The 22,823-nt window shown below is 52.6% G+C and carries 19 protein-coding genes and 2 pseudogenes; 15 read left to right on the top strand and 6 right to left on the bottom strand.

Translation table 11 applies throughout. The annotated features are described in order from the left end of the window. Positions 1-10: 10 nt before the first annotated feature. The 4 genes from silA to silC all read right to left on the bottom strand — a co-directional run bounded on the left by silA (position 11) and on the right by silC (position 6,341). Positions 11-3,157 carry a Cu(+)/Ag(+) efflux RND transporter permease subunit SilA gene (silA, locus tag O1722_RS03760; protein ID WP_000574021.1) on the bottom strand — a complete coding sequence of 1,049 codons (3,147 nt, stop codon included), beginning with the start codon at positions 3,155-3,157 and terminating at the stop codon, positions 11-13. Positions 3,158-3,167: 10 nt separating this feature from the next. Further along, a complete protein-coding gene (silB, locus tag O1722_RS03755; RefSeq protein ID WP_004098959.1) occupies positions 3,168-4,460 on the bottom strand; it encodes a Cu(+)/Ag(+) efflux RND transporter periplasmic adaptor subunit SilB in 1,293 nt (430 codons plus the stop codon). Positions 4,461-4,573: 113 nt separating this feature from the next. After that, entirely contained in the window at positions 4,574-4,927 is a 354-nt protein-coding gene (gene cusF, locus O1722_RS03750) for a cation efflux system protein CusF (RefSeq protein ID WP_004098961.1), read from the bottom strand. Positions 4,928-4,955: 28 nt separating this feature from the next. Further along, positions 4,956-6,341 carry a Cu(+)/Ag(+) efflux RND transporter outer membrane channel SilC gene (gene silC, locus O1722_RS03745; protein ID WP_004098962.1) on the bottom strand — a complete coding sequence of 462 codons (1,386 nt, stop codon included), beginning with the start codon at positions 6,339-6,341 and terminating at the stop codon, positions 4,956-4,958. A 189-nt stretch (positions 6,342-6,530) separates the two neighbouring features. On the opposite strand from silC, the gene silR reads away from it, so the two are divergent. The 4 genes from silR to copM all read left to right on the top strand — a co-directional run bounded on the left by silR (position 6,531) and on the right by copM (position 9,855). Then, a complete protein-coding gene (silR, locus tag O1722_RS03740; protein ID WP_000697969.1) occupies positions 6,531-7,211 on the top strand; it encodes a copper/silver response regulator transcription factor SilR in 681 nt (226 codons plus the stop codon). Then, the gene (silS, locus tag O1722_RS03735; RefSeq protein ID WP_000555737.1) at positions 7,204-8,679 is read left to right on the top strand and encodes a copper/silver sensor histidine kinase SilS; all 1,476 of its coding nucleotides are present in this window, start codon (positions 7,204-7,206) and stop codon (positions 8,677-8,679) included. Before silR ends, silS begins: the two co-directional genes overlap by 8 nt. A 250-nt stretch (positions 8,680-8,929) precedes the next feature. Continuing rightward, on the top strand, positions 8,930-9,361 hold the full coding sequence (gene silE / locus O1722_RS03730; RefSeq protein ID WP_000790483.1) for a silver-binding protein SilE: 432 nt from the start codon (positions 8,930-8,932) through the stop codon (positions 9,359-9,361). Positions 9,362-9,504: 143 nt separating this feature from the next. Then, a complete protein-coding gene (gene copM, locus O1722_RS03725; RefSeq protein WP_000694953.1) occupies positions 9,505-9,855 on the top strand; it encodes a CopM family metallochaperone in 351 nt (116 codons plus the stop codon). A 386-nt stretch (positions 9,856-10,241) separates the two neighbouring features. Here the strand turns inward: copM and O1722_RS03720 are convergent. Both O1722_RS03720 and O1722_RS03715 read right to left on the bottom strand, forming a co-directional pair. Further along, positions 10,242-10,430, bottom strand: a pseudogene (locus tag O1722_RS03720) (HNH endonuclease); the annotation flags it as partial. Between the two features lie 55 nt (positions 10,431-10,485). Then, entirely contained in the window at positions 10,486-11,454 is a 969-nt protein-coding gene (locus O1722_RS03715) for an IS5-like element IS903B family transposase (RefSeq protein ID WP_021242128.1), read from the bottom strand. Between the two features lie 153 nt (positions 11,455-11,607). On the opposite strand from O1722_RS03715, the gene rclA reads away from it, so the two are divergent. The 11 genes and pseudogenes from rclA (at position 11,608) to fecE (ending at position 22,788) form a co-directional block, all read left to right on the top strand. Next, the gene (gene rclA / locus O1722_RS03710; RefSeq protein WP_007896426.1) at positions 11,608-12,933 is read left to right on the top strand and encodes a reactive chlorine resistance oxidoreductase RclA; all 1,326 of its coding nucleotides are present in this window, start codon (positions 11,608-11,610) and stop codon (positions 12,931-12,933) included. A 190-nt stretch (positions 12,934-13,123) separates the two neighbouring features. Further along, positions 13,124-14,092, top strand: a complete 969-nt coding sequence (locus tag O1722_RS03705; protein WP_022652343.1) for an IS5-like element IS903B family transposase — start codon at positions 13,124-13,126, stop codon at positions 14,090-14,092. 84 nt (positions 14,093-14,176) lie between these two features. Continuing rightward, complete coding sequence (locus O1722_RS03700; RefSeq protein ID WP_000179213.1) at positions 14,177-14,452, top strand: IS1-like element transposase; 276 nt, start codon at positions 14,177-14,179, stop codon at positions 14,450-14,452. Continuing rightward, positions 14,371-14,872 (top strand): annotated as a pseudogene (locus O1722_RS03695) (IS1 family transposase). The gene O1722_RS03700 and the pseudogene O1722_RS03695 overlap by 82 nt, the downstream one beginning before the upstream one ends. A 370-nt stretch (positions 14,873-15,242) precedes the next feature. After that, entirely contained in the window at positions 15,243-15,764 is a 522-nt protein-coding gene (fecI, locus tag O1722_RS03690; protein ID WP_016151347.1) for an RNA polymerase sigma factor FecI, read from the top strand. Further along, positions 15,761-16,714: a ferric citrate uptake sigma factor regulator FecR gene (gene fecR / locus O1722_RS03685; RefSeq protein WP_004118237.1), complete on the top strand. Its 954-nt coding sequence runs from the start codon at positions 15,761-15,763 to the stop codon at positions 16,712-16,714. The genes fecI and fecR overlap by 4 nt, the downstream gene beginning before the upstream one ends. Positions 16,715-16,800: 86 nt before the next feature. Then, complete coding sequence (fecA, locus tag O1722_RS03680; protein WP_007898891.1) at positions 16,801-19,125, top strand: TonB-dependent Fe(3+) dicitrate receptor FecA; 2,325 nt, start codon at positions 16,801-16,803, stop codon at positions 19,123-19,125. 44 nt (positions 19,126-19,169) lie between these two features. Then, positions 19,170-20,072: a Fe(3+) dicitrate ABC transporter substrate-binding protein FecB gene (gene fecB, locus O1722_RS03675; RefSeq protein WP_100151368.1), complete on the top strand. Its 903-nt coding sequence runs from the start codon at positions 19,170-19,172 to the stop codon at positions 20,070-20,072. After that, positions 20,069-21,067, top strand: a complete 999-nt coding sequence (fecC, locus tag O1722_RS03670; RefSeq protein ID WP_023295439.1) for an iron-dicitrate ABC transporter permease FecC — start codon at positions 20,069-20,071, stop codon at positions 21,065-21,067. Before fecB ends, fecC begins: the two co-directional genes overlap by 4 nt. Next, complete coding sequence (gene fecD / locus O1722_RS03665) at positions 21,064-22,020, top strand: Fe(3+) dicitrate ABC transporter permease subunit FecD (RefSeq protein WP_004118246.1); 957 nt, start codon at positions 21,064-21,066, stop codon at positions 22,018-22,020. The genes fecC and fecD overlap by 4 nt, the downstream gene beginning before the upstream one ends. After that, positions 22,021-22,788: a Fe(3+) dicitrate ABC transporter ATP-binding protein FecE gene (fecE, locus tag O1722_RS03660; protein WP_004152282.1), complete on the top strand. Its 768-nt coding sequence runs from the start codon at positions 22,021-22,023 to the stop codon at positions 22,786-22,788. It begins immediately after the preceding gene. The last annotated feature ends 35 nt before the right edge of the window (positions 22,789-22,823 follow it).

Here is a 22,823-nt window from a genome sequence, read left to right as displayed (position 1 = left end):
CCTTTCAGGTTCAGGACACGCTTTTTTTATGTCTGCGCAGCCAGATTAATTTGTAGGCGGCAGGAATAATGAACAGGGACAGCAGCGGAGCCGTGATCATCCCACCAATCATGGGTGCCGCAATACGGCTCATGACTTCTGAACCTGCGCCGGTTCCCCAGAGTATTGGCAGCAGACCCGCAATGATCACCGCCACGGTCATGGCTTTCGGCCGGACACGCAGTACGGCACCATGATAGAGGGCTTCATCAAGACCTTCCGGTGTGAACGTCTCTTTACGGGACAATTCCGGGTGCGCTTCAATGGCATGACGCAGATACATCAGCATGACCACGCCAAACTCTGCTGCCACCCCGGCCAGGGCGATAAACCCGGTTCCGGTCGCCACTGACATATGGAAGCCCTGCCAGTACAGGAACCATATTCCGCCAACCAGGGCGAACGGCAGGCTCATCAGGATCAGCAGGGCTTCGTCAACCCGGCGGAATGCCAGATACAACAGGATGAAAATGATCATCACCGTCATCGGCACCATCAGCTTCAGTTTCTTGTTGGCATGCTCAAGCAGTTCAAACTGTCCGGAGAATGCCACACTGGTTCCCGGTCTCAGTTTCACTTTCTCGCTGATGGCCGTCTTAATGTCGTTAACCACCGACACCATGTCCCTGCCGCGGGCATCAACATAAATCCAGCTGGCTGGCCGGGCATTTTCGGTTTTCAGCATGGTTGGTCCAGAAACGACGTTAATATCCGCGACATCGCCCAGCGTGATCTGCTGCTTCATCGGGGTCAGGATCGGCATCTGTTTCAGCGCCTGCGGACTGTTCCGGTAATCCTGCGGGTAGCGAATGTTAATAGGGTACCGGGCCACCCCTTCAACCGTCTCACCCACCATAGCACCTCCGATTGCTGAAGAGACGAACAGCTGGACATCACCTACCGTCATCCCGTAGCGGGAGGCTTTCTCCCGGTTGATATCGATATCGATGTAGCGCCCGCCCTCAAGTCGCTCAGCCAGGACAGACACCACGCCAGGCACGGTTTTGGCTACCGCCTCGATACTCTGCGCCGTCGCGTCGATATCGGACAGAACAGTCCCGGACACTTTGATACCTATCGGGCTTTTGATCCCGGTTGAGAGCATATCAATACGGTTACGGATAGGCGGCACCCAGAGGTTTGCCAGACCCGGTAAACGGACTGTCCTGTCGAGTTCATCAATAATCTTGTCAATTGTCATGCCGGGACGCCACTGATCCTCAGGTTTGAGCTGGATCGTGGTTTCCACCATTTCGAGCGGCGCGGAATCCGTTGCGGTCTCTGCTTTACCGGTCTTGCCAAATACAGAAGCCACTTCAGGAACGCTTTTGATTAACTTGTCTGTTGTCTGCAGGAGCGCTGCAGCTTCTGCCGGAGAGACGCCAGGCAAGGTCGACGGCATATACAGCAGATCGCCCTCGTTAATCTTCGGCAGAAATTCACCGCCCACCTGACTCAGTGGCCAGATAACCGTGAAAATGGACAAGGCCGCAACCAGCAGGGTTGTTTTTGGCCAGTGGAGGACCCGCAGCAGCAAAGGATGATACGCTTTGATCAGCACCCGGTTCAGGGGGTTACTGGTCTCGGCAGGAATTTTCCCCCGGATCCAGAATCCCATCAGAATAGGAATGACGATGATGGCCAGTGCGGCCGCTCCCGCCATGGAGTACGTTTTCGTGAATGCCAGCGGGCCAAACAGACGACCTTCCTGCCCTTCCAGGGTAAAGATAGGAATAAAGGACAGGGTGATGATCAGCAGGCTAATGAACAACGCGGGTCCCACTTCCACGGAGGCGTCGGTAATCACCTTCCAGCGGGTGGCGTTGTCAATCTGCTCACCCGGATGCTGATGATCCCACTCCTCAAGCCGTTTGTGCGCATTTTCAATCATCACAATGGCGGCATCCACCATCGCACCGACGGCAATCGCTATCCCTCCCAGCGACATGATATTGGCGTTCAGTCCCTGGAAGTGCATGACGATAAAGGCGATACACAGGCCAAGCGGCAGAGAGATAATCGCCACCAGGGCAGAACGTACGTGCCACAGGAACAGAGCACAGACGATGGCCACCACGATAAACTCTTCCAGAAGTTTGGAACTGAGGTTATCAATCGCCCGGTCGATTAACTGGCTGCGATCGTAGGTGGTCACGATTTCAACGCCTTCCGGCAGGCTGGCCTTCAGCGTCTCCAGTTTATCCCTCACTGCCGTGATAACGTCGCGCGCATTTTTACCCGACCGCAGGATCACCACGCCGCCAGCGACTTCTCCCTGGCCGTTCAGCTCGGCAATACCACGCCTCATTTCGGGCCCGGTCTGCACGCGGGCAACATCCCGCAGATAAACCGGCACGCCGTTCTCACCTGTTTTCAGGACGATGTTATTAAAATCATCAATGCTCTGAAGATAACCGCTGGCACGGACCATATACTCCGCTTCGGCCATTTCAACGGATGAGCCACCGGCCTCCTGGTTAGACGATTCAAGTGCCTGTTTCACTTCGGGCAGGCTGATACCGTACTGGGACAGTTTTACCGGATTGACCTGAATCTGGTACTGTTTCACCACGCCGCCAACCGAAGCGACCTCAGCCACGTTCGGGATGGTTTTCAGCTCAAATTTCAGGAACCAGTCCTGCAGAGAGCGCAGTTCTGAAAGGTCGTGTTTTCCGTTGCGATCGACAAGGGCATATTCAAAAATCCAGCCCACACCCGTGGCATCAGGACCGATTTCAGAACTCACACCGGCAGGCAGTTTTCCCTGAACCTGATTCAGATATTCCAGCACGCGGGAACGGGCCCAGTACAGATCGGTGCCGTCTTCAAAAATGACATACACATACGAATCCCCGAACTGTGAAAAACCACGCACGGTTTTTGCGCCAGGTACGGACAGCATGGTGGTGGTAAGTGGATAGGTGACCTGGTTTTCTACAATCTGCGGGGCCTGGCCGGGATAGCTGGTTTTGATAATGACCTGCACATCTGACAGGTCAGGCAAGGCATCGACCGGCGTGTTAATAATCGTCCATGTACCCCAGATGCTGAGAAACAGGGCCCCCATCATGACCAGGAAACGGTTGGCGACAGAGCGCCGGATAATCCATTCAATCATCGTCGTCTCCTCAGTGCCCTGAATGCATATTTACAGGCTGGTCAGACATTGCTGGCATACTGCTTTCTGTTTTTTCAGGGTGGCGCATACGTTCCAGCGCGCCCGTAATATTGGCTTCGGAGTCAATGAGGAACAGGCCACTGACCACCACGGTATCGCCTTCATTCAGGCCGGAACCGATGCCGGACTGTTGCTGTGATTCATGCAGAACGTGGATCTGTTTCGGCACAAACTTGCCTTCATCATCAACAGTAATCACGCGCTGTTCTTTGCCGGTATCGATAACGGCCTGGCTTGGTATCAGCAGCATCTCCTGGCTCTTGGTATTCAGTTTCAGATAGGCATTCATGCCCGGCTTGAGAAACTCATCCTTATTAGAAACCTGGAGACGGACCTGAAGCGTACGGGTTGTCTGATCCACGCTGGGAAGAATGTTCCATTTTTCGACATGGAATGTTTTATCCGGATAAGCCGGTACCGAAATTTCAAACTGCGACGTATCTTTCAGCAGATATGCGATAGATTCTGGCACTGCAGCGCTGATCCAGACCGGGTCCATCCCCTGAATCTGAGCCACTACTTTATCTTTCGAAATATTCATGCCGGTGCGCAGGTCAAACGCAGTAATGACACCATCAATAGGTGCTTTAATGGTAAAACGGGTCTGGATTGTGCGGGTTGAACGCAGCCTTTGAATATCCTCTTCCGGCATACCAGCCAGACGAAGTCGCTCCAGAACCCCTTTTATCTGGGTTGACGTACCGCCTGTACCGGATAACAGCAGGAACTCACTTTGTGCCTCAACCCATTCAGGAATGGTGATATCGATAAGCGGAGTGCCTTTCTTCACATGATCGCCAATCGTCAGGGGATACACTTTTTCGACGAAACCGTCAGAGCGCGCCTGCACAATGACAAACTGATACTCGTTGTAACTGACATTAGCCGGGATTGTCTGAGAATAATTCAGCATTCCTCGCGTGACTTTTTGCGTTTTTAATCCCAGATTCTGAACCTGCGTTGGATCGATACGGATCCCGCCACTGCTTTTATCGCCGCTTTCATCAGCATATTTTGGCACCAGGTCCATATCCATAAAGGGAGATTTTCCGGGTTTATCAAATTTGGTATCCGGTTTCATCGGGTCATACCAGAAAAGTACCTTTCGCTCGGGTGCCTTTTGTTCGGTTTGTACTGTTTTTTGTGATGAGTTTACATACTGCCAGGCAGTAACCGATATCAGCCCTCCTGCTATGAGGCTGCTGATAATTATTGCAGCATATTTTATCTTTAAAGAAGCCATACAATTTCTCGCTGAAAAATCAAAACACCTGGCATATGCGGCCGATCATTCATTCACAGTAATCCCTTAATGAATGTTCAGACGCACTGGATGTATTCGCTCCGGACAGTCAATCAGGATTGCGTAACGTTAATGCTTTTGAGTAAGGATATATTGCCCTGCTGAATAAACGAGAAATCGACATGGTTGCCGGTTTTCAGGGCATTGATAGCGTCGTCTGCATTAACAAAAGTGAAGCGCATGGTCATTGCAGGCCAGCCCACCGCAGGGATTGCTTCGTGCGAAATGGTGATCTTTTTACTATTCATATCAATTTCTTTAACGATACCGGTGCCCTTGATAACCTGCTGTACCGAAGCATCACTGGCAGCATTCATATCGCCATGCTGATGTGTTTCAGCATGAAGACCGGCAGAAAACATGACAGAGAAGGCACCAAATAAAACGGCTTTAAGTGAATTACGCATTTTTAATTTCCTGATTAATTGAATAAATTTACTCTACCCAACCGCCACCCAGCGCGGTAAACAGATTAATTTCGTTAACCTGTCGGGAATAGGTAAGATCGAGAATGGTTTGCTGCGTCGCGAAGAGGGAACGTTCTGCATCCAGCACTTCGATGTAACTGACAGCACCACTTGCATACAATCCTCTGGCACGCTGTAGAGTTATCTGTAGTGAATCAAGATAACGCTGCTGTGACTCAAGTTGCTGGCTAAGGCTGTCGCGCAGCGCAAGCGTGTCGGAAACATCCTTAAAGGCTGACTGAATTTTTTGTTCGTAATTAACCACCGACTGTTGCTGGCGAATTTCAGCCAGCTTCAGATTGGCTTTGTTCCTGCCAGCATTAAATATAGGAATTTCAATTTTAGGAATAAAATTCCACATTCCACTTCCTGACGTAAAGAGGCTGGACAGCTCCGTACTGCTTGAGGAGAGACCACTGGTCAGGGTAATGGACGGGAAAAAAGCCGCTCGCGCTGCGCCAATATTGGCATCAGCCGCTTTCAACTGGTATTCCGCTTCCATAATATCCGGACGCTGCAGCAATATTTGTGACGACAGATTTGGTGGCAATTTTACTGGTGCGATCTCCCCACCTTTCATCCCTTTTTCTGACGGAACTGCGCGGTACGTTCCAAGCACCAGTTGCAGGGCATTGTTTGCCTGAGCCAGATCGCCTTCTCGTTTGGCTATTTCGGCGCGGGTACTTTCGATTTGTCCTCTCGCCTGTTCAAGTGCCAGAACGTTCGTACTCCCGGTCACGAGCTGTTGCTCAACGAAAGCATAGGACTGTTCATAATTTTTCAGCGTTTCCCGCGCAATACGGAGTTGTTCGTACGCCAGTTGCTGGCTGAAATAGCTCTGTGAAACGTTGGAGACCAGCAGGATGTGTACGGCCCGACGGGCTTCTTCGCTGGCAAAGTAGTTCTGGCGGTCAGCATCACTCATGTTCTTAAGTTTGCCGAAAAAATCGAGCTCATAGCTGAGCTCCAGTCTCGCGTCGTACTCCTGTGTGGTCGGCTTGTCACCTTTCAGACCACCGCTGTATGTTATCCCGGATGAGGCATTCAGCTGGGGATAACGATCTGCATCCGTGACGTTGAACTGGGCTCGGGCCTCTTCAACCTTCAGGGCAGCCATTCTCAAATCACGGTTATTAGTCAGAGCTTCACCGATCAACCGGGTAACCTGGGGATCGACAAAAAAGTTACGCCAGCCCGTATCCTGATAGCCATTTACCGCTGGCGTCAGGCTGTTATGGGACAGTGAAAACTGCTGGGGTACCGGTGCTGCGGGCCGCTGATATTCAGGCGCAAGCGACACGCAGCCTGCCAGGATGAATATCGTGCTAATGCTGAGTAATTTTAATTTGAACATAACGCTTCTCGTCCAGGCAGACCTGGTAAATGGTTCAAATGAAGTCCAGAGTATTGATAGGGGTACTTTACCTAACGCTCTCTGTTTGCCGGGTGACAGGATAATGACAATGTTGTCATTTTTGCTGTAATCCGTTGATAACGATCGTGGGCGCAATAGAATGACATTAGCAGCCAGCCGGGGAGCAAGATGAAAATATTGATCGTCGAAGACGAAATTAAAACAGGTGAATATCTCAGCAAAGGGCTTACAGAGGCAGGGTTCGTAGTGGATCACGCTGATAATGGTCTTACCGGATATCATCTCGCCATGACAGCCGAGTATGATTTAGTCATTCTGGATATCATGCTACCTGATGTGAACGGCTGGGATATCATCCGCATGCTGCGCACTGCCGGAAAGGGTATGCCGGTCTTACTGCTGACAGCCCTCGGCACGATCGAACATAGGGTCAAAGGACTGGAACTGGGTGCGGACGATTATCTGGTTAAACCCTTTGCGTTTGCTGAACTGCTCGCCCGGGTGAGAACCCTTCTGAGGCGGGGAAACACGATGATCACGGAAAGCCAGTTTAAGGTGGCTGACCTCTCGATTGATCTCGTATCCAGAAAAGTCAGTCGCGCCGGAAACCGCATTGTGCTCACCAGTAAAGAGTTCAGCCTGCTGGAATTCTTCATTCGCCATCAGGGAGAGGTTCTTCCCCGCTCCCTGATTGCCTCTCAGGTCTGGGACATGAATTTTGACAGCGACACTAATGCGATCGATGTCGCAGTAAAGCGACTCCGCGCTAAAATAGACAACGATTACGGGACAAAGCTGATCCAGACAGTCCGGGGCGTGGGCTACATGCTGGAGGTCCCGGATGCATAGCAAACCTTCCAGACGCCCTTTCTCACTCGCTCTGCGGCTGACCTTTTTTATCAGCCTGTCCACGATACTGGCTTTTATCGCCTTCACCTGGTTTATGCTGCATTCTGTTGAAAATCATTTTGCCGAGCAGGATGTCAGCGATCTTCAACAAATCAGCACCACACTGAACCGTATACTGCAGTCCCCGGTGGATCCGGATGATAAAAAAATAAGCAAAATAAAGGAATCAATTGCCAGCTACCGCAACGTTGCCCTTTTGCTCCTCAATCCCAGGGGGGAAGTGCTCTTTAGCTCAGCTCAGGGGGCGGCACTACGCCCGGCAGTGAATTCAGCAGATTTTAGCGAGCACAGCCGCGCACGGGATGTCTTTCTCTGGACGGTGGAGGATCCTGCGGGACCGATGGATACCGGGTCCGAAATGAAGATGGAAACATACAGGATTATCGCCTCCTCTGGTCAGGCGATATTTCAGGGCAAACAGCAGAACTATGTCATGCTGACTGGCCTATCCATTAATTTCCATCTCCATTACCTCGATGCGCTGAAAAAGAACCTGATTGCGATTGCCGTCGTGATAAGCCTGTTGATTGTTCTGATCATTCGAATCGCTGTCCGTCAGGGGCACCTGCCCCTTCGTAATGTCAGCAATGCCATTAAAAACATCACCTCCGAGAATCTTGATGCGCGACTGGAACCGACACGCGTTCCCATTGAGCTGGAGCAACTGGTTATCTCGTTCAATCATATGATTGGAAAGATTGAGGATGTCTTTACCCGCCAGGCCAATTTCTCTGCCGATATCGCGCATGAGATCAGAACGCCCATCACCAATCTGGTGACGCAGACTGAAATCGCACTGAGTCAGGATCGAACACAGAGGGAACTTGAGGATGTCCTCTATTCCAGTCTTGAAGAGTATAACCGGATGACCAAAATGGTCAGCGATATGCTGTTCCTGGCACAGGCAGATAATAATCAGCTGATACCTGACAGGGTCATGTTTGACCTCAGAGCGGAAGTCATGAAAGTCTTCGAGTTTTTCGAAGCCTGGGCCGAAGAACGCAATATCACGCTCAAATTTAACGGGATGCCCTGCCTGGTTGAGGGAGATCCACAAATGTTCAGAAGGGCGATCAATAATCTGTTATCCAATGCCCTGCGTTATACCCCGGAGGGACAGGCAATCACCGTCTCAATAAGAGAGCAGGAGAGCTTTTTTGACCTTGTGATTGAAAATCCGGGGAAACCGATCCCTGAAGAACATTTATCAAGGCTGTTTGACCGTTTTTATCGGGTGGATCCATCCAGACAACGAAAAGGAGAAGGCAGCGGCATCGGCCTTGCGATTGTGAAGTCAATCGTGGAAGCACATCACGGAAGAGTGCAGGTGGAATCAGACGTACGCTCCACGCGTTTTATCTTATCCGTGCCCAGACTGGAGAAAATGATCCCGGAAACCCAATGCTGAAAATAAAGATGTAAATGACAAAGATGTCATTAGCCTGTCATGCAGCAAACAGAAGCCATTCGATATAATTAGTGCAACTTATCAGGAAGGCTGGATTGCTTCATCAATACCCGGCGTCAGAGTACGCCAGGAAATGAATATCCAGCCCTCTTCCGGAGAAATAAACGCTGCCGAACTTGTTTCAGTTATGGAACTGAAAACACCGGTTGTACTTCCCCGGACATCACTAATTCAGAAATGGAGAGTTATCATGAAAAATATCGTATTAGCATCTTTGCTGGGCTTTGGTTTAATTTCATCGGCCTGGGCCACTGAAACCGTGAATATCCATGATCGCGTCAACAATGCACAGGCTCCTGCTCACCAGATGCAGTCTGCTGCGGCTCCTGTCGGGATCCAGGGGACTGCTCCTCGTATGACCGGTATGGACCAGCATGAACAGGCCATTATTGCTCATGAGACCATGACGAACGGCTCGGCGGATGCGCACCAGAAAATGGTGGAAAGTCATCAGAAGATGATGGGAAATAACACGGTATCCACGACCGTCCCGTCAACGTCTTACGCGGCGATGAATGAGCATGAAAGAGCAGCGGTTGCCCATGAATTCATGAATAACGGGCAATCCGGCCCACATCAGGCCATGGCCGAAGCGCACCGCCGCATGATCAATGCAGGCTGAATGCGACGGTAGTATCCGTGCTGTTACCTTTTCCCTGATAGATTTTCCTGAAACAACGTTGCTACATTTTTGCCCCCCGTCAGAGGGCTTTTTTGTCTGACTCAGCTACACTTAACCGGTACCTGTCTGAAAGGAATTATTATATGAAAATCAAAAACACCCTTTTTGTAATATTAATGTTATCCCTGCCAGCCATTTCTGCTGAACATTCGGAAATGAAAATGTCAGATATGCACTCATCGGCATCATCACAGGAATATATGGCTGGCATGAAAAATATGCATGAAAAAATGATGGCCGCCGTTAATGAATCCAATCCCGATAAGGCCTTTGCAAAAGGTATGATCGCACACCATGAAGGGGCAATCGCAATGGCTGAGACCGAGCTCAAATACGGAAAAGATCCCGAAATGAGAAAGCTTGCGCAGGACATCATTAAAGCTCAAAAAGGTGAAATTGAGCAGATGAATAAATGGCTTGACAGTCATAAATAATGAACACTGGAGTGTTGTCTTGCGCACCCTCTTAGGGTACCCCCGGACACGAAAATATATAGCACTTAACTAATTAAAAACCCGAATAATTTCGGGTTTTTAATGTAACTTTCTTTTCTGAACGGAAATAATAGTCATACAATTTAATTTTCTTGTAATTACTCCTACTTTTAATCAGGTACTGGACGATGGATAACGACTCCCGCCTGAGAGGGAAAATCCGTCTGGTTACCTGGCGCTATACTTAACCGATTGATCGACATGCCATGCTGGTAAAATATTAAAATCCTCCCCCATAAATCTGAACCACATGACAGGATTGATAGTCAGGCAGTATTTCACATTCATTGCTAAAAAATAAAAATAAGCATGCATCTTCTCGAAGATTAATTACCTTCCATCTTGTAAAAAAGAATCAAATCCTCTAATAATATCTCGATTCCCGCTTTTTTTAATACATCTTTCCGCTCGGCATATATTTTCCTCAACATATCTTCAAACCCCTTGCCAAGATGAATTTGTTTATGGCAGTTGCAACATAGTGATATGATATTCTCTTCCACATCCAGTGAATGGCTTTGTTGAATAAATCAGATTTCGGGTAAGTCTCCCCCGTAGCGGGTTGTGTTTTCAGGCAATACGCACGCTTTCAGGCATACCTGCTTTCGTCATTTTGTTCAGCGCTCGTACCAGGGCCATAGCCTCCGCAACCTGACCATCGTAGTCACGCAGCGTCAGTGAACCCCCGAACAGCTGTTTTACCCGGTACATCGCCGTTTCCGCTATCGAGCGACGGTTGTAATCTGTTGTCCATTTCCACCGCGCATTACTCCCGGTCATTCGCTGATTAGCCACTGCACGGTTACGGTCTGCATATTCACCGGGACAGTAACCCGCACCTTTTCGGGGAGGGATAAGCGCGCTGATTTTCTTACGCCGCAGTTCATCGTGACATAGCCGGGTATCGTAAGCGCCATCGGCGGCGGCTGACCTGATTTTCCGGTGGGTTTGCCGGATTAACCCGGGGAAGGCCTCTGAGTCCGTAACGTTGTTCAGCGACAGGTCAGCGCAGATGATTTCATGTGTTTTACTGTCAACGGCGAGATGCAGCTTACGCCAGATACGGCGGCGTTCCTGGCCATGCTTTTTGACTTTCCACTCGCCTTCACCGAAGACCTTCAGCCCGGTGGAATCAATTACCAGGTGTGCGATTTCACCCCGGGTGGGCGTTTTGAAACTGACATTAACCGACTTTGCCCGCCTGCTGACACAGCTGTAATCCGGGCAGCGTAGCGGAACGTTCATCAGAGAAAAAATGGAATCAATAAAGCCCTGCGCAGCGCGCAGGGTCAGCCTGAATACGCGTTTAATGACCAGCACAGTCGTGATGGCAAGGTTAGAATAGCGCTGAGGTCTGCCTCGTGAAGAAGGCGCTGCCGACTCATACCAGGCCTGAATAGCTTCATCATCCAGCCAGAAAGTTATGGAGCCACGGTTGATGAGGGCTTTATTGTAGGTGGGCCAGTTGGTGATTTTGAACTTTTGCTTTGCCACGGAACGGTCTGCGTTGTCGGGAAGATGCGTGATCTGATCCTTCAACTCAGCAAAAGTTCGATTTATTCAACAAAGCCAAACAGAAGCCACTGGAGCACCTCAAAAACACCATCATACACTAAATCAGTAAGTTGGCAGCATCACCTTTTGCGTCTATAGTCATGATGTCAAATGAACGCGTTTCGACAGGAAATCATCATGAATAAATATCAGGCAGTTATTATTGGTTTTGGCAAGGCTGGAAAAACATTAGCCGTCACGCTGGCAAAAGCAGGTTGGCGTGTGGCTCTCATCGAACAATCAAATGCAATGTATGGCGGGACCTGTATTAATATCGGCTGTATCCCAACCAAAACATTGGTTCATGACGCACAGCAGCACACAGATTTTGTCCGTGCCATACAGCGTAAAAATGAAGTGGTTAATTTTTTACGTAATAAGAATTTTCATAATCTTGCGGATATGCCCAATATCGACGTGATCGACGGCCAGGCGGAGTTTATCAATAATCATAGCCTGCGTGTTCATCGGCCTGAGGGAAATTTGGAGATTCATGGCGAGAAAATTTTTATTAATACCGGTGCACAAGCCGTGGTTCCGCCAATTCCTGGAATTACCACCACGCCTGGTGTATATGACAGCACCGGATTACTTAATCTAAAAGAATTGCCTGGGCATTTAGGTATTTTGGGCGGCGGATATATTGGCGTTGAGTTCGCCTCTATGTTCGCTAATTTTGGCAGCAAAGTAACCATTTTAGAGGCAGCTTCGCTGTTTTTGCCTCGGGAAGATCGGGATATTGCTGATAATATCGCGACGATTTTACGCGATCAGGGCGTCGATATTATCCTCAATGCCCATGTGGAGCGAATCAGTCACCATGAAAATCAAGTGCAAGTGCATAGCGAGCACGCCCAACTGGCGGTGGATGCACTGTTAATAGCTTCCGGTCGTCAACCGGCTACCGCTTCGTTACATCCAGAAAATGCCGGTATCGCAGTAAACGAGCGCGGGGCAATTGTCGTTGACAAGCGATTACATACCACCGCAGACAATATTTGGGCGATGGGAGATGTTACCGGCGGGCTGCAATTTACTTACATATCACTGGATGATTACCGCATTGTACGTGATGAGTTACTGGGTGAAGGCAAACGTAGTACTGATGATCGGAAAAATGTGCCTTATTCCGTATTTATGACACCGCCCCTGTCCAGGGTTGGTATGACAGAAGAACAAGCCAGAGAGAGTGGTGCTGATATTCAGGTGGTGACATTGCCTGTAGCTGCAATTCCGCGCGCCAGAGTGATGAACGATACCCGTGGGGTATTAAAAGCGATTGTTGATAATAAAACCCAACGTATATTAGGGGCATCACTGCTGTGTATTGACTCCCACGAGATGATCAATATAGTGAAAATGGTGATGGATGCCGGGCTGCCTTATAGCATATTACGCGATCAGATATTTACTCATCCGTCGATGAGCGAATCACTCAATGATCTATTTTCATTAGTCAAATAAACTCAAAATCAGACGCCAGAACAAATATTCTGGCGTCTCAGAGAAAAGAATCTTATTAATTCTCTGTTACTCTATAACTTCTTAATCACTTCATTGATGGTATTTTATATGTTTAAAAAATCGGTGATGCTGCCAACTTAATGATTTAGTGTATGATGGGCTTTGTTGAATAAATCGAACTTTTGCTGAGTTGAAGGATCAGATCACGCATCTTCCCGACAACGCAGACCGTTCCGTGGCAAAGCAAAAGTTCAAAATCACCAACTGGCCCACCTACAATAAAGCCCTCATCAACCGTGGCTCCATAACTTTCTGGCTGGATGATGAAGCTATTCAGGCCTGGTATGAGTCAGCAACACCTTCTTCACGAGGCAGACCTCAGCGCTATTCTGACCTTGCCATCACGACTGTGCTGGTCATTAAACGCGTATTCAGGCTGACCCTGCGCGCTGCGCAGGGCTTTATTGATTCCATTTTTTCTCTGATGAACGTTCCGCTACGCTGCCCGGATTACAGCTGTGTCAGCAGGCGGGCAAAGTCGGTTAACGTCAGTTTCAAAACGTTCACCCGGGGTGAAATCGCGCATCTGGTGATTGATTCCACCGGGCTGAAGGTCTTTGGTGAAGGCGAGTGGAAAGTCAAAAAGCATGGCCAGGAACGCCGTCGTATATGGCGAAAGTTGCATCTGGCAGTTGACAGCAACACACATGAAATCATCTGTGCAGACCTGTCGCTGAACAATGTGACGGACTCAGAAGCCTTCCCGGGTCTTATCCGGCAGACTCACAGAAAAATCAGGGCAGCATCGGCAGACGGCGCTTACGACACCCGGCTCTGTCACGATGAACTGCGGCGTAAGAAAATCAGCGCGCTTATCCCACCCCGAAAAGGTGCGGGTTACTGGCCCGGTGAATATGCAGACCGTAACCGTGCAGTGGCTAATCAGCGAATGACCGGGAGTAATGCGCGGTGGAAATGGACAACAGATTACAACCGTCGCTCGATAGCGGAAACGGCGATGTACCGGGTAAAACAGCTGTTCGGGGGTTCACTGACGCTGCGTGACTACGATGGTCAGGTTGCGGAGGCTATGGCCCTGGTACGAGCGCTGAACAAAATGACGAAAGCAGGTATGCCTGAAAGCGTGCGTATTGCCTGAAAACACAACCCGCTACGGGGGAGACTTACCCGAAATCTGATTTATTCAACAAAGCCTGTATGATGGTGTTTTTGAGGTGCTCCAGTGGCTTCTGTTTCTATCAGCTGTCCCTCCTGTTCAGCTACTGACGGGGTGGTGCGTAACGGCAAAAGCACCGCCGGACATCAGCGCTATCTCTGCTCTCACTGCCGTAAAACATGGCAACTGCAGTTCACTTACACCGCTTCTCAACCCGGTACGCACCAGAAAATCATTGATATGGCCATGAATGGCGTTGGATGCCGGGCAACCGCCCGCATTATGGGCGTTGGCCTCAACACGATTTTACGTCACTTAAAAAACTCAGGCCGCAGTCGGTAACCTCGCGCATACAGCCGGGCAGTGACGTCATCGTCTGCGCGGAAATGGACGAACAGTGGGGATACGTCGGGGCTAAATCGCGCCAGCGCTGGCTGTTTTACGCGTATGACAGGCTCCGGAAGACGGTTTGCGCACGTATTCGGTGAACGCACTATGGCGACGCTGGGGCGTCTTATGAGCCTGCTGTCACCCTTTGACGTGGTGATATGGATGACGGATGGCTGGCCGCTGTATGAATCCCGCCTGAAGGGAAAGCTGCACGTAATCAGCAAGCGATATACGCAGCGAATTGAGCGGCATAACCTGAATCTGAGGCAGCACCTGGCACGGCTGGGACGGAAGTCGCTGTCGCTCACAAAATCGGTGGAGCTGCATGACAAAGTCATCGGGCATTATCTGAACATAAAACACTATCAATAATTTTGAGTCATTACCCAGTTAGCAATAACCCCCGCTTGCGGGGGCCATACCCACCAGGAGCAAACGCAGAAAGCCCGAGATACTTCTGCTGTACCGGGGGCTGGCGACATTTCAGGCAACACTCATAGTTGACATCCTCCCCGCCCTAAAGGGCGGGGAGGATGTCAATAATAGCAGACCACATCATGATGTCATTCTGACCGACAGATGCCAGAAGCAGAGGATCCATCCCATTTTATACCTACCTTATAACACTTAGAAAAACAACATGTTAAAAATGTTTATTGGAAACAATTTTATTTCCAATTGTAATGATAACCATTCTCATATTAATATGGCTACGTGATAATTAACTTTTGATGCACTCCGCATGTCTGACCGTGCCACTTCCACAGCTTCCTTAACGTTCGAGTCGCTTTATGGCACCCATCACGGCTGGTTGAAAAGTTGGCTGACGCGCAAACTCCAGTCTGCCTTTGATGCAGATGACATTGCCCAGGACACTTTTTTGCGGGTAATGAGCAGCGAAACGCTCTCGACGATCCGCGATCCTCGCTCTTTCCTGTGCACTATCGCCAAACGCGTGATGGTGGACCTGTTTCGCCGAAACGCGCTGGAAAAAGCGTATCTGGAGATGCTGGCGCTTATGCCGGAGGGGGTAGCGCCTTCACCTGAGGAACGCGAAAGCCAGCTCGAGACCCTACAACTCGTCGACAGCATGCTGGACGGGCTAAACGGAAAAACACGTGAAGCGTTTCTGCTTTCGCAACTGGATGGCCTGACATACAGCGAGATTGCGCACAAACTCGGTGTTTCCGTCAGCTCCGTGAAAAAATACGTGGCGAAAGCCGTCGAGCACTGCCTGCTGTTTCGTCTGGAGCATGGGTTATGAATCCTTCGTTAACCGATTCCCGCCGTCAGGCGCTGCGTTCAGCTTCCCACTGGTATGCCGTGCTAAGCGGCGAGCGCGTCAGCCCACAACAGGAAGCGCGCTGGCAACAGTGGTATGAACAGGATCAGGATAACCAGTGGGCCTGGCAGCAGGTTGAAAACCTGCGCAACCAGCTTGGCGGTGTGCCTGGCGACGTTGCCAGCCGAGCGCTGCACGATACCCGCCTCACCCGCCGTCACGTGATGAAAGGATTACTGCTGTTGCTCGGCGCTGGCGGAGGCTGGCAACTCTGGCAGTCGGAAACCGGCGAAGGTCTGCGGGCAGATTACCGCACCGCCAAAGGCGCAGTCAGCCGTCAGCAACTGGAAGATGGCTCCCTGCTCACGCTGAATACCCAAAGCGCGGCGGATGTGCGTTTTGATGCGCATCAGCGCACCGTCCGGCTCTGGTACGGTGAAATCGCCATTACTACCGCGAAAGATGCGCAGCAACGCCCCTTCCGCGTCCTGACCCGTCAGGGCCAACTCACCGCTTTAGGGACAGAATTTACCGTCCGCCAGCAGGATAATTTCACGCAGCTTGACGTGCAGCAGCACGCCGTGGAAGTGCTTCTCGCCAGTGCCCCCGCGCAAAAACGCATCGTGAACGCTGGTGAAAGCCTGCAGTTCAGCGCCTCTGAGTTTGGCGCAGTGAAACCGCTGGATGACGAGAGTACAAGCTGGACGAAGGGCATCCTGAGCTTCAGCGATAAACCGCTGGGTGAGGTGATAGCCACGCTAAGCCGTTACCGCAACGGCGTGCTGCGCTGCGATCCCGCCGTTGCCGGGCTGCGCCTGAGCGGGACGTTCCCGCTGAAAAATACCGATGCGATCCTGAACGTTATCGCTCAAACGCTTCCCGTTAAAATTCAGTCTATTACGCGGTACTGGATAAACATTTCACCGCTGTAAGAAAAATAATTCTCATTTCGATTGTCCTTTTTACCCTTCTCGTTCGACTCATAGCTGAACACAACAAAAATGATGATGGAGAAGGTATGACGCCGTTACGCGTTTTTCGTAAAACAACACCTTTGGTTAACGCCATTCGCCTGAGCCTGCTGCCGCTGGCCGGTCTCTCGTTTTCCGCTTTTGCTGCACAGGTTGATATCGCACCGGGATCGCTCGACAAAGCGCTCAATCAGTATGCCGCACACAGCGGAATTACCCTCTCGGTTGACGCCAGCCTGACGCGCGGCAAGCAGAGCAACGGCCTGCACGGAGATTACGACGTCGAGAGCGGCCTGCAACAACTGCTGGACGGCAGCGGACTGCAGGTAAAACCGCTGAGAAATAACAGCTGGACGCTGGAGACCGCGCCCGCGCCAAAAGAAGATGCCCTGACCGTGGTCGGCGACTGGCTGGGCGATGCGCGTGAAAACGACGTATTTGAACATGCTGGCGCGCGTGACGTGATCCGCCGTGAGGATTTCGCCAAAACCGGCGCAACCACCATGCGTGAGGTGCTTAACCGCATCCCTGGCGTCAGCGCGCCGGAAAACAACGGCACCGGCAGCCACGACCTGGCGATGAACTTTGGCATCCGGGGCCTGAACCCACGCCTCGCCAGCCGCTCGACCGTCCTGATGGACGGCATCCCCGTCCCCTTTGCCCCTTACGGTCAGCCGCAGCTTTCACTGGCTCCCGTTTCGCTCGGCAACATGGATGCCATTGACGTGGTGCGCGGTGGTGGTGCGGTGCGTTACGGACCGCAGAGCGTGGGCGGCGTGGTGAACTTTGTTACCCGCGCCATTCCGCAGGACTTTGGTATCGAGGCGGGGGTGGAAGGTCAGCTCAGCCCAACCTCTTCACAAAACAACCCGAAAGAGACGCACAACCTGATGGTGGGCGGCACAGCGGACAACGGTTTTGGCACCGCGCTGCTCTACTCCGGCACGCGCGGCAGTGACTGGCGCGAGCACAGCGCCACCCGCATCGACGACCTGATGCTGAAAAGCAAATATGCGCCGAATGAGGTGCACACCTTCAACAGCCTGCTGCAATATTACGATGGTGAAGCCGACATGCCCGGCGGCCTGTCCCGCGCGGATTACGACGCCGATCGCTGGCAATCCACCCGCCCGTATGACCGCTTCTGGGGCCGTCGCAAGCTGGCGAGCCTGGGCTACCAGTTCCAGCCGGACAGCCAGCATAAATTCAACATTCAGGGGTTCTACACCCAAACCCTGCGCAGCGGCTACCTGGAGCAAGGCAAACGCATCACCCTCTCGCCGCGTAACTACTGGGTGCGCGGTATTGAGCCACGCTACAGCCAGAGCTTTATGATCGGCCCTTCCGCGCACGAAGTGGGCGTGGGCTATCGCTATGTGAATGAATCAACGCATGAAATGCGTTACTACACCGCCACCAGCAGCGGGCAGTTGCCGTCCGGCTCAAGCCCTTACGACCGCGACACGCGTTCCGGCACCGAGGCGCACGCCTGGTATCTGGATGACAAAATCGACATCGGCAACTGGACCATCACGCCGGGTATGCGTTTCGAACATATCGAGTCATACCAGAACAACGCCATCAAAGGCACGCACGAAGAGGTGAGCTATAACGCACCGCTTCCGGCGTTGAACGTGCTCTATCACCTGACTGATAGCTGGAATCTTTATGCAAACACTGAAGGCTCGTTCGGCACCGTACAGTACAGCCAGATTGGCAAGGCTGTGCAAAGCGGCAATGTGGAACCGGAAAAAGCGCGAACCTGGGAACTCGGTACCCGCTACGATGACGGCGCGCTGACGGCGGAAATGGGGCTGTTCCTGATTAACTTTAACAATCAGTACGACTCCAACCAGACCAACGACACCGTCACTGCACGTGGCAAAACGCGCCATACCGGGCTGGAAACGCAGGCACGTTACGACCTGGGTACGCTAACGCCAACGCTTGATAACGTTTCCGTCTACGCCAGCTATGCGTATGTGAACGCGGAAATCCGCGAGAAAGGCGACACCTATGGCAATCAGGTGCCATTCTCCCCGAAACATAAAGGCACGCTGGGCGTGGACTACAAGCCGGGCAACTGGACGTTCAATCTGAACAGCGATTTCCAGTCCAGCCAGTTTGCGGATAACGCCAATACGGTGAAAGAGAGCGCCGACGGCAGTACCGGCCGCATTCCCGGCTTCATGCTCTGGGGCGCACGCGTGGCGTATGACTTTGGCCCGCAGATGGCAGATCTGAACCTGGCGTTCGGTGTGAAAAACATCTTCGACCAGGACTACTTCATCCGCTCTTATGACGACAACAACAAAGGCATCTACGCAGGCCAGCCGCGCACGCTGTATATGCAGGGGTCGTTGAAGTTCTGATGTGTTAACGCCCGGCTTGCCGGGCTTTTAGCTGGAATGTGACTATGTTGGCATTTATCCGTTTTCTTTTTGCAGGCCTGCTGCTGGTGATCGGCCACGCCTTTGCCGCCACGGTTCAGGACGAACACGGCACGTTTACACTCGATAAAACGCCACAACGGATTGTGGTGCTGGAACTCTCGTTCGCCGATGCGCTGGCCGCCGTGGACGTCAGCCCGATCGGTATTGCCGAAGATAACGATGCAAAACGCATCCTGCCCGAAGTGCGTGCGCACCTGAAACCGTGGCAGTCCGTCGGAACGCGCGCGCAGCCGAGCCTGGAAGCCATTGCTGCCCTGAAACCAGACCTGATCATTGCCGACAGCAGTCGCCATGCGGGGATTTACACTGCCTTGCAGCAAATCGCGCCGGTACTGCTGCTTAAGTCCCGCAACGAAACCTACGCTGAAAATTTGCACTCAGCGGCTATCATCGGCGAAGTGGTAGGTAAAAAACGAGAGATGCAGGCGCGTCTGGAACAACATAAAGAGAAGATGGCGCAGTGGTCCAGCCAGCTTCCCACAGGGACACGCGTGGCCTTTGGCACATCACGCGAACAGCTATTCAACCTGCATACCCAGGAGACCTGGACCGGCAGCGTGCTGGCTTCTCTGGGGCTGAACGTTCCCGCTGCGATGGCGGGCGCGTCCATGCCGTCCATCGGCCTGGAGCAACTGCTGGCGGTCAATCCTGCCTGGCTGCTGGTTGCCCACTATCGCGAAGAGAGCATTGTTAAACGCTGGCAACAAGATCCGCTCTGGCAGATATTAACCGCCGCGCAGAAGCAGCAGGTTGCTTCAGTCGACAGTAACGCCTGGGCGCGGATGCGCGGTATTTTTGCCGCAGAGCGTATTGCCGCTGACACGGTAAAAATCTTCCACCATCAGCCGCTTACCGATGTGAAATGACCGCGCTAAAACACCCGGTGCTGCTGTGGGGGCTTCCCGTTGCAGTACTTATTATTATTTTCTGGCTGAGTCTGTTTTGCTACTCGGCCATTCCTGTTTCCGGAGCAGACGCAATCCGCGCCCTGCTGCCTGGACACACGCCAACGCTACCAGAAGCGCTGGTGCAAAACCTTCGTTTGCCGCGAAGCCTGGTCGCCGTTCTGATCGGCGCAAGCCTGGCGCTCGCGGGCACGCTGCTGCAAACCCTGACCCACAACCCAATGGCCTCTCCTTCACTGCTCGGCATTAACAGCGGCGCGGCGCTGGCTATGGCGCTTACCAGCGCGCTGAGTCCGACGCCGGTTGCAGGCTATTCCCTGTCGTTCATCGCGGCATGCGGGGGCGGCGTGAGCTGGCTGCTGGTCATGACCGCAGGAGGCGGGTTTCGTCATACCCAGGACAGAAACAAACTGATCCTCGCGGGTATCGCGCTGTCGGCCTTTTGTATGGCCCTGACCCGCATCACCCTGCTGCTGGCCGAAGATCATGCTTACGGCATCTTTTACTGGCTGGCAGGCGGAGTGTCCCACGCCCACTGGCAGGATTTCTGGCAGCTCTTGCCGGTGGTGGTCACTGCAGTCCCTGTCGTGTTGCTGCTGACGAATCAACTGAACCTGCTCAACGTCAGCGACAGTACCGCCCATACGCTGGGAGTGAACCTGCCGAGACTACGTTTGATCATCAATATGTTAGTGCTGCTTCTGGTTGGCGCGTGCGTCAGTGTGGCAGGTCCGGTGGCGTTTATCGGCCTGCTGGTGCCACATCTGGCGCGCTTCTGGGCAGGCTTCGATCAGCGCAACGTACTGCCGGTGAGCATGCTGCTGGGGGCCACGCTGATGCTGATGGCAGATGTACTCGCACGCGCGCTGGCCTTCCCCGGCGATCTGCCCGCAGGCGCAGTGCTGGCGCTGATTGGCAGTCCTTGCTTTGTCTGGCTGGTGAGGAGGCGAGGATGAAAATTGCGCTGGTCATTTTCATCACCCTTGCCCTGGCAGGTTGTGCGCTGTTATCACTCCATATGGGGGTGATCCCCGTGCCGTGGCGCGCGCTGCTGACCGACTGGCAGGACGGACGCGAGCATTATTATGTATTGATGGAGTACCGACTGCCGCGCTTGCTGCTGGCACTGTTTGTCGGTGCAGCCCTCGCCGTGGCGGGCGTGCTGGTACAGGGGATTGTGCGTAACCCGCTAGCATCACCGGATATTCTCGGCATTAACCATGCCGCCAGCCTTGCCTCTGTGGGAGCACTGCTTCTTATGCCATCACTATCCGTGATGGTGCTGCCGCTGCTGGCCTTTGCGGGCGGTATGGCGGGGTTGATCTTGCTGAAGATGCTGGCAAAGACCCACCAGCCGATGAAGCTGGCGCTCACCGGCGTGGCGCTTTCCGCCTGCTGGGCGAGCCTGACGGATTACCTGATGCTCCTGCACCCGCAGGATGTAAACAGTGCCCTGCTGTGGCTGACGGGTAGCTTATGGGGGCGCGACTGGCACTTTGTGAAGATTGCCGTGCCGTTGCTCATTCTGTTTTTGCCGCTGAGCCTGCGCTTTTGTCGCGATCTCGACCTGCTGGCGCTGGGCGATGCACGAGCAGCCACGCTCGGCGTGTCGGTTCAGCGCACCCGGTTCCAGGGGCTGATGCTGGCTGTCGCGATGACAGCAACCGGCGTGGCCGTCTGTGGCCCGATAAGTTTTATTGGTCTCGTCGTGCCGCACATGGTGCGCAGGATCGCCGGCGGGCGTCACCGCTGGCTGATGCCCGTTTCGGCCCTGACGGGCGCGTTGTTGCTGGTCATTGCCGATCTGCTGGCACGAATCATTCATCCGCCGCTGGAGCTTCCGGCAGGCGTGCTGACCGCCATTATCGGCGCACCGTGGTTTGTCTGGCTGCTTGTGAGAATGCGATAAATGAGATTACGTACTGAAAATCTGACCGTCAGCTATGGCGCACAAACCGTGCTGGATGGACTTTCTCTCGCCCTGCCTGCCGGAAAAATCACGGCCCTGCTCGGCCCTAACGGTTGCGGGAAATCGACGCTGTTGAACTGTTTTTCTCGCCTGTTAACACCAGACTCTGGCGAGATATTGCTTGATGAAAAACCCATAGCCGGTTTTTCCGCCCGCCAGCTGGCTCGCCGCCTGGCTTTACTGCCGCAACACCATTTATCCCCCGAGGGGATCACTGTACGGGAACTGGTTTCCTACGGCCGCAGCCCGTGGCTGTCGTTGTGGGGGCGACTCTCCGCGGAAGACAACGAGCGGGTCAACGTGGCAATGAGTCAGACCCGGACGCGCAATCTGGCTGACCGCAGGTTAACCCAGCTTTCCGGCGGCCAGCGCCAGCGTGCGTTTCTGGCGATGGTGCTGGCACAGGATACCCCACTCATTCTTCTTGATGAGCCTACGACCTACCTCGATATCAATCATCAGGTTGAACTGATGCGCCTGATGGTTGAACTCAAAAGGCAGGGGAAAACCGTAGTGACGGTACTCCACGATCTGAATCAGGCCAGCCGCTATTGCGATCATCTGGTGGTACTGGCAAGCGGTCGCGTGATGGCGCAAGGTGCTCCGGAAGCAGTGATGAAACCAGAGCTTCTAAAGACGGTGTTCAGCGTAGAAGCGGAAATCCATCCCGAACCGGTATCTGGCAGACCCATGTGTGTGGTGAAGTAGTCTGGCGAAGTCATAAGGATCATCACAGGACAGAT

The sequence above is a fragment of the Enterobacter cloacae complex sp. HYC003_NIDB genome, assembly GCF_056673375.1.
This window is presented reverse-complemented; position numbering and strand designations above follow the sequence as displayed.